Here is a 12,777-nt window from a genome sequence, read left to right on the forward strand (position 1 = left end):
AAGTTCCTACCGGCGGATTTGTAAGCACCGGAGACGCAGTATCTGTGTCTTCCGTACTCAACAAAGTAAACCGGAACGTAACACGGATTGGACGGTAATCCAGAAACGGATTTGATGGAGTATCTGATAGTTGATTGGCAAAATCATCTATCAGGCCTCCTTTTGAGATCTCTTTCCAGATAAGTATTTATCATAGAAAGAGGTCTCGGATGGGGGATAACAGTTTTTTAAAACAATGAATTGCATTATAGGTGTCATAGTTTTTCTATATGTCTTGGTTGGCACGGTGGTGCATACCGCGGATGCCTTTTTCGATGGGAGTGCATTCCTGGATAATATGCTTGGCGGATCATTTTCGGATGAGTGGAACACTGAAGAGGAAGGAGCGGTAGTGGAAACAGTGATAGAAAATCATGCGTCAACCGGCGGTAATTCTGCAAATGGTTCAAACGGAGCGAATGGAGGCACGGTCATAACGGGATCTGCCTCTGCGGATGTACATGTAGAAACGCATGTGAACGGAACAGGTACAAGTAAAACAATAATTGATGTATCTGTGACGGACGATACGGAATCCATAACAAAACACGAAGAGACGTCGGGAAATGCAGACACTATTATTCACATAAAAACAGACGGCGGTATATCAGAAGATGCCGAGCATACCGTTCGCGAAGATGAAAAATCAGAGAAGGAGGAGGCGGAAAAACGCATGAATGGGGATACCGAAATGGCAAGCAGTACCAAAGCGGAAGATGCATCAATTACAAAAATAAAAGATACGGAAAGGCGACAATCAAGGAGGGGAATTATACAAGCATTAACATCATTATTTTCATATGTTTTCTCACTATTTAATCGATAATATGCCGGCGCGGAATATTGTCAGCTTTATACTTTCCATAAGTATGATTTTTCTTAGTGCCGGATATCCGATTTCCACTGTATATGCTGAAGACGTGCTTCCTGCAGAAGAACTTACGGAAACGGAACAGACGGCGGAGATACCCGAAGATACGATAATAGAAACGGGTGATGCTGTTTCCGGTACGGATGTTGTAAGTGAAGTAAATACAAATACGACAAATCAGGAGCATGCATCGGAAGAGTCGCAGGAAGAAGATACGGAAAGTTCCGAGGATAATACGGATGAAGGTTCGGTAATCGATCAATCGGATGTGACGGAACATAATACGGAAACTGACGGTAATACGGCATCATCAACATCGGAGACTGTCATAACGGGTCAGGAAAGCCCAACGAGTACGACAACGCCTGACGTGTTGCCGACAGACGAAGAGGATACCGGTACAACAACACCAAGTATAGTTCCGGAGAATAATCAAACGGCATCATCAACAAATGCCGATGATTTGACGTTGGAGGATGAGGAAGAAGAAGGTGTTTTCAGCTCCGAAAATGAAAATAATGCCGCGGTTGTCACGAATGCAGGCGGTAATGCCGGTACGGGATCAAATACGGCTGAATCAAATGCGGGGAATGCGGTGGTAAGCACCGGTACGGCGTCCGCCTATGCAAACATAACGAATCTTGTAAACAGTAACTTTGTGAATTCGGAGGGATATTTTCAGCTTCTCAATTTGTTTGGCAACGCATATGGCGACATCAGCTTATCGTTTGATGATGGCGCAACGTGTAGCTTCCTTTGTTTCCTTACCAATATGATGGTGAGAAACACTAATAACGCCCAGGTGACAAATAACGTATCCGTTTCGGCAGACACGGGATCAAATACGGCATCATCAACGGACGGATCTGCAAGTATTGCCACGGGTGATGCATTTGCCGCTTCAAATATTGTAAACGTCGTCAATACGAATGTCATTAACTCTGATTACCTGGCATTTATAATGAACGCATTCGGATCGTGGGAGGGAGATCTTGTATTACCGCCTAATTTCTTTGCCGATGACGAGCAGGTATGTGATGTGTGCGGAGGAGGTGCATCCGGATCGATCTCTGTATCGAATGAAAATGATGCCGATATAGGAAACAACGCAACGACAACGGCCGATACGGGAAGTAATACGGCAAGCGGAAATACGGGTGCGCATATAACAACCGGAAACGCGTATGCATCATCAAACCTCATGACAATTGCGAACACAAACCTCTTTGGAAATAATATGATGCTCCTGTATGTGCGAACGGGTGGAAGATGGTCAGGACAGATATTCAGTTTACCGAGCGGTCTTCGGATTATTGGTATGGAGGATGGATTTATCATAAACGGCATGAGTTCCGGTGCGGCGGCTTCTACACCATCCACTCTTGGCGCCGGAGGATCGGTTGATGTTACAAATAATAATACCGCTGTTGTTCGAAATAACGTGAGTGTTTCGGCATCCACCGGTAATAATACGGCAAACGGAAACAACGCCTCTATCCAAACGGGAAATGCCTATGCGGCGTCCAATATAGTAAATCTCGTAAATACGAACGTAATAGGACAAAATTGGCTCCTTGCCATTGTAAATATTTTTGGCGGATGGAACGGGGATCTCGCGTTCGGACGACCCGATTTGTGGCTTGGTGTAAGTGCCACGGCGCCATCAGTATTAACGCCAACGTCGGAATCTTCTTATACGCTTACCTATCGAAATAACGGAGATGCGTACGCTACGGACGTAGATATTTCAAGTACATACGCGGATGGTATGCGCATAACAAACGCCGGCGGAGGTGTTGTTGATAGAGAGCGCCGGACCATTACATATCATCTTGATTATATGAATCCGGGAGCATCAGGAGCATTTACTTATACTGCCGAAGCGGATGGTTCTGCGGGATACGGATCTACCGCAATGACAAATAAAAGCTGTGCTACATTACACGAGGACGATGCGAATAATTCTGACAACTGCGATATGCTTGTGCAGACCATAGAACATCCGGCACCGTCTACAAATGTGGGATATGATAACATGTATGCCCGTCTTGAAATTGCAAAAAAGAGAATTGGTGAAGGCATTGTGATGCCGGGAGACGAAGTTGAATATGAAATAACGGTTTCAAATCGTGGATCAGATTACGCCTATAACGTGGTGGTGGAAGATGAAATTAAAAACGAAGACGGCGATGTGATAAGTAAAAATGGCTGGAATTTAGATACGGTATATCCGGACGAACAGGGAGAAGGTGCCATTAAAATAAATTATGTTGTTGAATTTGCCAGTACAACACCGGCGGGGACGTATACCAATTTTGCCATTGCATACTGGCATGACGAAAATGGAAATTTCGTTGATCATTCCGGGCATGCGTTGGTAACCGTGGAAGTTGGCGATGCGCCGGAGCCCCCCGCAAATACTTCAATCGTACAGGCGGGCGATTCTGACGATGTAAATAACGAAGAGTTTGGCGTTGGTGGTTCATTGGTGGTAGGGGATAATGCCGGAGAAGAATTAACAGAAGAGATAGAAGAAGAACAACAGTCACAGTATTCTGCTTTGCATGATGCAACAAACCAAGAAGTTGCCGTAAAACCCTCGGAAGTACACGATTCATTTACGGCGGGTAATCCTACACTGATTCAGTCTGCCGTAAATATGGAAGACGATCTTTTGAATGAAGCATTTATGCGTACCACAAAAAGCGATCCATGGTGGAAGAAAAATCTTTCCGCGGGACTGCCGTTTATAGTGGGTTCGGAGTTCTCGTTTTTCTGGATACTGATAATGATTTTGACGTTGGGAGGATACCTTCTTCTTGATCGTAAAAAATACAGCAGGTAAAAAAATAACCGTCGGCAGTTACCGGCGGTTTTTTCTATCTTTTTTGCGGCTGTGTTGTCTTCTTATATTTTTTTCCGCAGGAGCCTTTATACCCATTCGTACTTCATTTTTTTCTGTAGATAATGGACGTATATAAATATTGTCTGTAATGTACTCCTTGCTTCCTAAGGCAACCCATGACTGATGCGTCCATCGGGAAATGGATATCGAACATAGTATGGCATTACTTCTTTTAGAAATTATTTTCAGGATAATATCATTTCCCACAGTAATAGGTTTTCCAACAGAAACCGTTAGGAGGACCACATACACTCCTTTAACGTTACAAAGAATAAACCAATAAAATTTTAAAATAAAAAATTAAAAAGGTCAAGTTTTTTGTGTTATGCGCATATGTGATATACTTTTTATATGAAGTACATAAAACTATTACCTCTCATATTCTTGTCATTATTTCTTATAGGCGCAGGTATGCCCGTGAGTGCGTTGGAGCGTCTACCGCGGTCACCGCGGGTTCTTCCCGATGAATTACTTACACGCTCACCGCGTCTGCCGCGGGAATCGCGTACATTTGCCGATTCTGAAATTTTGGTGCAACGTCGTGGATCGGATCATTTTGAGCGTCTGGCTGTTCCGGTGGGAAGTACAGTGGAAGAAATGCTCGCATTATATAACGGACGCAATGATGTGCTTTATGCCGAGCCGAATTACATAGCGTATGCGCAGTTTGTTCCAAATGATTCGTACTATAATCCCTATCAATGGAATTTTGATAATTCTTCTTATGGCGGTATTCATATGCAGGACGCATGGGACACATCCACCGGATCCGATGTTATCATTGCGGTAATCGACACCGGTGTTGCGTATGAAGATTACAGCATATACCGCCGTGCGCCGGATCTTTCCGGAACAGTGTTTGTCCCCGGGTACGATTTTGTGGGGAACGATACTCATCCGAACGATAACGAAGGGCATGGTACGCATGTTACCGGTACGCTTGCGGGAACCACGAATAATAGTTCCGGTGTTGCGGGCGTTGCCTTTCATGCATCTGTCATGCCGGTAAAAGTATTAAACGCGCAGGGATCCGGCACATATGCTGATATTGCGGACGGTATCCGTTTTGCGGCAGATAACGGTGCTCATGTTATTAATCTTTCACTTGGCGGATCATCATCATCCCAGGTAATGTACGATGCCGTTAAGTATGCGTATGAAAAGGGTGTTACTATCGTTGCCGCCGCAGGGAACAATGGTGTGAATGGTGTTTTATATCCGGCGGCATATGATGATTATGTTATTGCAGTGGGAGCTACGCGTTTTGATGAAACGCGGGCACCATATTCTAATTACGGATCGTCTTTGGATATCGTGGCTCCCGGCGGAGATGTATCCGTGGATCAAAACGGAGACGGCTATGGGGACGGTATTCTTCAGCAGACATTTGGATCAAATGTACGCAGTTTCGGCTATTACTTTTACCAGGGAACTTCCATGGCAACACCTCATGTTGCCGGTGTGGCAGCTTTGGTAATTGCAAACGGAAACGCAACAACACCGGACGATGTACGCACCGCTCTTGAATCTAGTGCAGATGATATAGGTGTTCCCGGACGCGACAATACTTATGGTTGGGGACTTTTAAATGCACGTTCGGCGCTTTTGTATACGGAAGGAACGCCTCCTCCGCCACCACCCTCGCCGGAAAATCAGGCACCCGTAGCGGATGCTGGCACAGCGGTACGTTCCTTGGAAACCGGAGTGGTTGGTACATTCGACGGATCGGCATCGTATGATGATGTGGGCATTGTTTCGTATGATTGGACATTCGGAGATGGCGTATCGACCTCGGGAGATGTAGTAGGACACGCGTATCTATCGGCGGGTACCTATACGGCAACACTTACCGTAGAGGACGCCGAAGGGCTTTCTGATTCAGATACAATAACGGTTACCGTAACGGATCCCGTAGTGGAGCCACCGTCGGACGGAGATGTGATGGTATTTGAAGATTCTTTCGAAGTTAGTACATGGAATGGACTGTGGACAGAAGGTAGTCAGAATGATTGGTTTCGTTCCACTCAGCGCGCAACAGACGGAAATGTGAGCGCGGAAGTGGACGGACGCGCAACGGATGCCGCTCTTATATCTGTTCCTATTAATTTGCAGGGACGCACTAATGCAACCATTACGTTTGATTGGCTTATTGAAAGCAGGTTGGATACAAATGAATATCTCGCGATGGATGTGTCGTTTGATGGCGGATCAAGCTGGCAGGAAAAAGCGCGTCTCCGCGGGAATGTGGATGCGGAAGATGTGTGGCACGCTAAATCTATAGAAGTAAATAACATCTCTGGTCTTCAAATTCGTTTTCGGGGAAAAATGTCCAACTCGTCGGAAGATGCTAATGTGGACAATGTGCGGGTAGTGGCGTTTTAGCTCCACTACATTTACAGGCAAAAGAAAAAACCATAGATTACTTGTGGTTTTTTCTTGCTTTTTGTTCATATGGTATAATAAATTCGTATAATAAATTAAAATTTCATTCGCTGGTTGGCGAATGGATGCTTTGCCGATGACCCCTGTTGAACAAATAAAATCCCGCCTCTCCACGGCCGACGTTGTTGGTTCGTATATTAAAATTGTGCGCGCGGGCGCTAATTTAAAGGGTGTATGCCCATTTCATGCGGAGAAGTCCCCTTCATTTTTCGTATCTCCCGCGCGCGATTCGTGGCATTGTTTTGGGTGCGGAAAGGGAGGAGATCAATTTTCTTTCGTTATGGATATGGAAGGAGTGGATTTTAAGGAAGCACTTGAAATTTTGGCGCGAAAAGCGGGCGTTGAACTTCGGACGGAAAATCCAAAAGAGCGTTCCGAGCGCGCGCGACTCTTTTCTTTACTGGAAGAGGCCGCGGCATGGTATACCGGTAATCTTGCACATTATCCGGAAGTGGTAACATATTTGCGAAAACGAGGCGTGGCACAGGAAACCATCGCGTCATTTCAGATAGGATATGCATTGCCGGTATCAAACGGATGGCGCGCGTTTACCGAGCAAGCAATAAAAAAAGGATACACACCCGATGAGCTCATAAAAGCGGGTCTTGCAATAAAAAAAGGAGAACAAAACGGTTCGGCATCCGCAACATCCCTATATGACAGATTTCGTAATCGCATAATGTTTCCGATTGCCGATTACAACAGTCGTATTATCGGTTTTGGCGGACGCATTTTCCCTATGGAAAGCGGATCCGTTTCCAATGGAGAACGTGAGCCGGCTAAATATATTAATTCACCGCAAACCATATTGTATGATAAAAGCAGGGTGCTTTATGCATTTGATAAGGCGAAGGGAGCTATGAGAAAAGAAAATAATTGTATTCTCGTAGAAGGATATATGGACGCTATTATGGCACATCAAGCGGGAACGGCGTATACAGTGGCGGTATCGGGAACGGCGCTTACCGAATATCAACTGCAGGCATTAAAGCGTTTATCAGAACGTATTTCAACGGCTTTTGACATGGACGAAGCAGGCGAGTCGGCAACACGGCGCAGTATTGACTTGGCTCTTGAAATGGGCTTTGATGTAAGAGCAATCACTATTCCCGGAAGTAAGGATCCCGCTGATCTCATTGCGGAAGATGTGTCCGTATGGACTACGCAAGTGGAAGCGGCAGATACCATTGTTTCTTTTTTTCTACAAAAAGCACTCGCAAAACATGATCCCGAGACTATTGGCGGGAAGCAGGGTATCTCCAAATCCGTACTTCCGTTAATAGCGCGGATTCCCCAGCATGTAGAAAAAGCGCATTGGGTATCGGTGGTGGCATCCCGATTGGGGGTGCGTGAAGATGCGGTATGGGCTGATTTGCAAAACATTAAAAATACACCGCAGACTCATACGTCAAAGGCGGAAGAAAAAGAAACGGTTGTTCCGGCTTATCGGGGACGTGCCCAACTTTTAGAAGAGCGTCTTTTGGGGATGCTCCTCGCATACGGACTTGCCGTTCCTGTGGATGTTACGGAAGATTTATTTTCTACAGAGTCCGCGCGCGTCATATTGCGTAGCTATCGTCAGCAAAAAGACAGTAAGGCATCTCTGGAATCTCTTGATCCCGAACTTCGTTCAATGGCAAATAAATATATGCTCGAAACAGAGCTTGCCGTAGCGAAAGAAAATGCACCGGAGGAAGTTACCTCATGTATGGAAGCGCTTCGAAGAGAGGCATTAAAAAAACATCTTGAAAAAATAGAAGGGGATATCCGCCGTGCGGAGGGCGCCGGAAATACCCAACAGGTATCCGTGCTTATACAGGAATTTACGGCATTATCAAAACAGCTTACAAGTTTATAATTATAATTTTTTCTCCATACTGCCTGTTGCTTATTGCATAACATATTCATAATGCCTACAAAAGGTTCCAAAAAAGGTAAAAAAAATGCGTCGTCCGCCGGTGGACGCAATAAAAAAAAGACGGTAAAGAAATCAACACGTTCATCCAAAAAGAAAGCAGTGCCGGTAAAGAATAAAAAAACGGTTGTTCGAAAAAAGAACATGGAAAAAAAGGCGTCTAAGAAAACGGCAGTCAAGAAAACAAAACATCAGGTTTCCAAAAAAACGGCAAAAAATACCCGTTCGGCTAATAAGCGAAAAGGCCGATCTGTAAAGAAGAAAACACCGGTAAAAATTCTTTCCAAAGAGAAGATAAAAATCAATGAAGCAAAGATACAAGAGATACTTGAACGCGGTCGTACGCGCGGATTTATTACCTATGGCGAAATATTGCAGGCATTCCCCCGCATCGAGCAAAATATTATTCTTCTGGAGGATTTATACAATCGTCTTGAAGTTTCCAATGTAGATGTTTTGGAAGAAAAAGGATTTATCGATGTTGGAACGGAAGATGTTCCCGCAAAAAAAGAAGGAAAGGAGGGAAAAGGATCTAAAGGAGGAAAAGGAAAAGACGACAGATATCTTAAAAATGAGGTGGAACATATTTCTTCCGATTCCGTGCAAATGTATTTAAAAGAGATCGGAAAAATATCGCTTCTTACGGCGGAAAAAGAGCGGGATTTGGCAAAGCGCGTGGAGAAGGGGGAGGAAGAAGCCAAGCAAATGCTTGTGCAGGCGAATTTACGACTTGTTGTGAGTATTGCAAAGCGATACGTGGGACGAAGTGCTAATCTTTCTTTGCTGGACCTTATTCAGGAAGGAAACCTGGGATTATTCCGTGCGGTTGAAAAATTTGACTGGCATAAAGGGTATAAGTTTTCCACCTATGCAACGTGGTGGATTCGTCAGGCGATTACGCGTGCGCTGGCAGATCAGGCGCGCACGATCCGTATTCCTGTACACATGATAGAAACCATATCAAAGTATCAGCAAATACGTCGGCGTCTTTTGCAGGATCTGGGTAGAGATCCCTTACCGGAAGAAGTTGCTTCGGAAATGGGGCTCGAGGTGGAAAAAATCCACCACATTATGGAAATTTCGCAAGATACGGTTTCTCTCGAAGCACCGGTGGGAGAGGATGATGCCGATGATTCTTCCACGTTGGGCGAATTTATTGAAGACGAACGCATGCTCACTCCCGCACAGGAAGTAGATCGCCGTATTTTACGTGATCAATTGCGTGCCATTTTGGATGATCTCACGCCGCGGGAACAAAGAATTCTAAAAATGCGATTTGGGCTTGATGATGGTATCACTCATACGCTTGAGGAGGTGGGAAAAGAGTTTGGCGTAACGCGTGAGCGCATTCGTCAGATTGAAGCAAAAAGTTTCGAGAAAATACGTCAGCACGGAAGCTCTCGCAAGCTTGATGGCTACCAAGGGAATTAGAAGCATATTTTTTGAAACAAGCCAGTATTTATACATGCCTTAAAACATGATTAGTCATCAATATGAACTACTGGCTGTTTAAAAGTGAACCGCGGTCATACTCCATAGACGATCTCGCCCGGGACACAAAAACATTCTGGGACGGTGTACGTAATTATCAGGCACGTAATTTTATGCGGGACGATATGCATATTGGGGATAGAATATTCTTCTACCACTCAAATGCCGATCCGTCCGGTATTGTCGGGCTTGCGGAAGTTACGTCCGAAGCATATCCTGACCAAACGGCATTCGATAAAATGGATCATCATTATGATCCGAAATCAAAAAAAGATAATCCCGCATGGTACGGGGTAGATATAATGTTTTGTAAAAAGTTTTCACGCACTATTAGTTTGGAAGAAATTAAAAACACATCTGCTGTGAAAGATATGCTTGTGGCGCGTCGTGGTATGCGTCTTTCGGTGATGCCGGTAGAGGAAAAGCACGCAATGCGTATCCTTGCAATGGCATCTTGAAATTACCCGTCGTTTTTTGTATCATGTGTCTATATTATAGTAAGCGTTGATAGGTATTTTCCTGCGAAATGTGCGCATTTACGCGCGCCGAAGGCAACAGCAAGATATACCGAAAACGTATAAATTCTAAATTCTATGGATGAGCAAACAAATGATAAACCTATGTTTAGCGGGGAATGGAATTGCAGTGGTTGTAATGCGCCCATAACACAGCTTCCGTTTCAGCCACGGGAGACAGGTAATTTAAAGTGCAGGGATTGTTATATGAATAACCGATCCGGATCGGCTCCCCAGGGAGAACGCACTATGCATGAGGGAAATTGGACGTGTAGTGGTTGCGGGGGTAGTATTACTAAGCTTCCGTTTGAGCCTCGCGATACCGGTAACCTTAAATGTTTGGATTGTTATAAAAACAAGGGATAGGTTTCCCTTATATATTCCGAGGTACTTTAAGCTAGTGGGGACTAGCTTAAAGGTGGTAGAGCATAGGAGGTTCACAAAATAAAACAATATATTCCGCGGTAGCTCAGTGGTACTTGAAAGCAATGGGATTGCTTTCAAGGGCGACCCACACGATAGTGTGCAGTCGACCGCCTTTAGTATCTGTATGAACTGCTGCATAAGTTAAAAACAAAATATATTCCGCGGTAGCTCAGTGGTAGAGCGGGCGACTGTTAATCGCTTGGTCGTAGGTTCGAATCCTACCCGCGGAGCACTTCGACAAGCTCAGTGCTTTTGCATATGAAATTATGGTATATATACATTCTTTTTTGCGACCAGAAAACTTTTTATATTGGCATGACTGATAATCTTAAGAGGAGACTAACACAACATCAGAAAAAGGAATCTTTTTGGACTAAAAAGTTTTCTGATATAGAACTCGTATATTCAGAAAACTATAGTACCAGATCTCAAGCAGAACGAAGAGAATTGCAGTTAAAAAAGTGGTCTGTTGCAAAAAAGAAAGCGCTCATCAACGGTGATAAGGAATTATTACAAAAGCTAAGCAAAAGCACATGAGCTATGACGAAGCTCTGTGAGTAATGTAGTATGGTGAGTAAGTCCCGAGCCTGTCGAGGGGCGTGTCGAACCATCCTACCCGCGGAGCTATGGTAAATGATTTATGTAAAAAATGTGGATGTGAAAAACATTGGCATTTAATTCATCAAGATCATCAGGTTGGAGAAAAATGTGTACAATGTGAAGTAATGCGCTGTAAAAAAGACGAATGTTTTTGTGATGGTTTTGTGTAGGAGACAGAGAAAAAATGATACGAATAATTGATACGTTTGATCTTGAAAAAGCGTCCCTGACCCCGTTTACCGTAGCCAAGAGCCTGTTGGATGCCGTCGCTCGGGGCATGGTTGCCATCTTTCGCCTCAATTACAGCAATTGGCAGGTTATTTTTGTAGTAGAGAATGTAATCGGCTCTTTTTTTAGAACCTCGAGATACTGTCTTTCCGCGAACATTGATGCGTCCTGCGGTAAAAGAAACCTCCTCACGTATTTGAGTATTTAAATCCCAACCAGCTTTCTGAAGTGCTGGGGTTATGTATTTCGTGCAAATATCACGTTCTGATAGGTTTTTGTCTGCCATATCTATTTGGTTTTGGTGCTATCGAGGAATCTCTGAAACTCTTTTTTCTCAATTCGAAACTCCTTACCTATTTTATACGCTTTCAACCGACCAGCTTTGATATAGCGATAGATGGTCATGATATTGACCCCGAGCTTATCGGCTAGGTTTTGCGCTGTATAAAACTCCTTATCCGGACCGGACATATGATACATCATACTTGACAATACTTTACATGGCAAATCTTTTGGTGGATAATAAGAAAATTATGAGTACTGAAAAGAACAATCAAAGAATTCTTAGCGTGAATGATTTGGATAAACTTCAAAAGGAATTTTATCAGATGTACGATCCCGATTATTGGCTCTATCGAATGCTGCTGTTAAAGAATGCGCATGATGAATTTGATGATGTTAGGAACAATTTGACTAAAAATATTATTGACGCAGATGAAGAAACTTTTAAGCGCGTCATACGAACCGAGCTGCACTTTCTATACTTTCAGATGACAGAGACCCTGTTTGAAATAATCTTTGCATTAACAGAGCAGGATAATCGAAACCTGTGGCTCGCACTCACATTTTCTAATGAAAAAAGTACGGGGTTTTACTCTGATACTTACAACAAAATAGAAAAGCTTACATTTTCTTCTGAAATCTTTACAAGAAAGATTCAAATTGAAGTTTCAGGCAAGGAGATAGAGGTTCCTTTTTTGCGATGGTTGTTCTATTTTGTCTATCCAACATCTCTTGACGATGCAGGATGGAAGAAAAATTTGGAGAATATACAGAAACTACTTTTATCATTTGCGCGTGATTTTACTGATAGAGGAGAGTATAACGCCTACAAGCATTCGTTGCGTTTCTACAACGTCCCTTTTTCTATGTCGATCGGTTTGACTGGGCGAAATAATGTGAGTCATCTTGGTTCTAGTGATGATTGCATAACTTTCCTAGAGGAACGGAAAAAGAAAGATGGGGATGAAAATAGGTGTCAGGTACCTTTTCTTCAGAATCTGCATATTTCTATTCAATAAGATTTTCCATGTCTACATTTTTGTATATTACAATGTAGATTTGT

Annotated in this window: 10 protein-coding genes, 1 tRNA gene and 2 pseudogenes; 10 read left to right on the plus strand and 3 right to left on the minus strand. The window is 43.7% G+C overall.

What is annotated here, in order from left to right; all coding sequences use genetic code 11:
• The first annotated feature begins 235 nt into the window (after positions 1-235).
• Together COU90_02400 and COU90_02405 are read left to right on the plus strand one after the other, a co-directional pair.
• Positions 236-865 carry a hypothetical protein gene (locus COU90_02400; GenBank protein PJE64281.1) on the plus strand — a complete coding sequence of 210 codons (630 nt, stop codon included), beginning with the start codon at positions 236-238 and terminating at the stop codon, positions 863-865.
• Entirely contained in the window at positions 840-3,755 is a 2,916-nt protein-coding gene (locus COU90_02405; protein PJE64282.1) for a hypothetical protein, read from the plus strand. The genes COU90_02400 and COU90_02405 overlap by 26 nt, the downstream gene beginning before the upstream one ends.
• Positions 3,756-3,773: 18 nt before the next feature.
• Here COU90_02405 and COU90_02410 read toward each other — a convergent pair whose 3' ends face one another.
• Positions 3,774-4,109, minus strand: coding sequence for a hypothetical protein (locus tag COU90_02410; GenBank protein PJE64283.1), 336 nt, complete (start codon positions 4,107-4,109; stop codon positions 3,774-3,776).
• 57 nt (positions 4,110-4,166) lie between these two features.
• On the opposite strand from COU90_02410, the pseudogene COU90_02415 reads away from it, so the two are divergent.
• The 7 genes and pseudogenes from COU90_02415 (at position 4,167) to COU90_02445 (ending at position 11,141) form a co-directional block, all read left to right on the plus strand.
• Positions 4,167-5,429: pseudogene (locus COU90_02415) on the plus strand (hypothetical protein).
• 889 nt (positions 5,430-6,318) lie between these two features.
• Complete coding sequence (locus tag COU90_02420) at positions 6,319-8,115, plus strand: DNA primase (GenBank protein PJE64284.1); 1,797 nt, start codon at positions 6,319-6,321, stop codon at positions 8,113-8,115.
• A gap of 201 nt (positions 8,116-8,316) precedes the next feature.
• Positions 8,317-9,603 carry an RNA polymerase sigma factor RpoD gene (locus COU90_02425; GenBank protein PJE64484.1) on the plus strand — a complete coding sequence of 429 codons (1,287 nt, stop codon included), beginning with the start codon at positions 8,317-8,319 and terminating at the stop codon, positions 9,601-9,603.
• A 62-nt stretch (positions 9,604-9,665) separates the two neighbouring features.
• Positions 9,666-10,121: an EVE domain-containing protein gene (locus COU90_02430; protein PJE64285.1), complete on the plus strand. Its 456-nt coding sequence runs from the start codon at positions 9,666-9,668 to the stop codon at positions 10,119-10,121.
• Between the two features lie 135 nt (positions 10,122-10,256).
• On the plus strand, positions 10,257-10,544 hold the full coding sequence (locus COU90_02435; protein ID PJE64286.1) for a hypothetical protein: 288 nt from the start codon (positions 10,257-10,259) through the stop codon (positions 10,542-10,544).
• 218 nt (positions 10,545-10,762) lie between these two features.
• Positions 10,763-10,834 (plus strand) — tRNA-Asn (locus COU90_02440).
• Positions 10,835-10,862: 28 nt separating this feature from the next.
• Entirely contained in the window at positions 10,863-11,141 is a 279-nt protein-coding gene (locus tag COU90_02445; protein PJE64287.1) for a hypothetical protein, read from the plus strand.
• A gap of 304 nt (positions 11,142-11,445) precedes the next feature.
• Here the strand turns inward: COU90_02445 and COU90_02450 are convergent.
• A pseudogene (locus COU90_02450) lies at positions 11,446-11,718 on the minus strand (restriction endonuclease).
• Between the two features lie 2 nt (positions 11,719-11,720).
• Positions 11,721-11,915 carry a DNA-binding protein gene (locus COU90_02455; GenBank protein PJE64288.1) on the minus strand — a complete coding sequence of 65 codons (195 nt, stop codon included), beginning with the start codon at positions 11,913-11,915 and terminating at the stop codon, positions 11,721-11,723.
• 17 nt (positions 11,916-11,932) lie between these two features.
• Between COU90_02455 and COU90_02460 the strand changes: the two genes are divergently transcribed.
• Positions 11,933-12,733, plus strand: coding sequence for a hypothetical protein (locus COU90_02460; GenBank protein ID PJE64289.1), 801 nt, complete (start codon positions 11,933-11,935; stop codon positions 12,731-12,733).
• Positions 12,734-12,777 lie beyond the last annotated feature (44 nt).

This window comes from Candidatus Ryanbacteria bacterium CG10_big_fil_rev_8_21_14_0_10_43_42 (assembly GCA_002793915.1).
In the GTDB taxonomy this organism is placed as follows: Bacteria; Patescibacteriota; Minisyncoccia; order Ryanbacterales; family 2-02-FULL-48-12; genus 1-14-0-10-43-42.

Excerpts from the sequence above, each read along its gene's own strand:
- COU90_02405 (PJE64282.1), top strand. The coding sequence starts at position 840 with ATGTTTTCTCACTATTTAATCGATAATATGCCGGCGCGGAATATTGTC.
- COU90_02400 (PJE64281.1), top strand. The coding sequence starts at position 236 with ATGAATTGCATTATAGGTGTCATAGTTTTTCTATATGTCTTGGTTGGC.
- COU90_02425 (PJE64484.1), top strand. The coding sequence starts at position 8,317 with ATGGAAAAAAAGGCGTCTAAGAAAACGGCAGTCAAGAAAACAAAACAT.
- COU90_02445 (PJE64287.1), top strand. The coding sequence starts at position 10,863 with ATGAAATTATGGTATATATACATTCTTTTTTGCGACCAGAAAACTTTT.
- COU90_02460 (PJE64289.1), top strand. The coding sequence starts at position 11,933 with ATGGCAAATCTTTTGGTGGATAATAAGAAAATTATGAGTACTGAAAAG.
- COU90_02420 (PJE64284.1), top strand. The coding sequence starts at position 6,319 with ATGGATGCTTTGCCGATGACCCCTGTTGAACAAATAAAATCCCGCCTC.
- COU90_02430 (PJE64285.1), top strand. The coding sequence starts at position 9,666 with ATGAACTACTGGCTGTTTAAAAGTGAACCGCGGTCATACTCCATAGAC.
- COU90_02455 (PJE64288.1), bottom strand. The coding sequence starts at position 11,915 with ATGATGTATCATATGTCCGGTCCGGATAAGGAGTTTTATACAGCGCAA.
- COU90_02435 (PJE64286.1), top strand. The coding sequence starts at position 10,257 with ATGGATGAGCAAACAAATGATAAACCTATGTTTAGCGGGGAATGGAAT.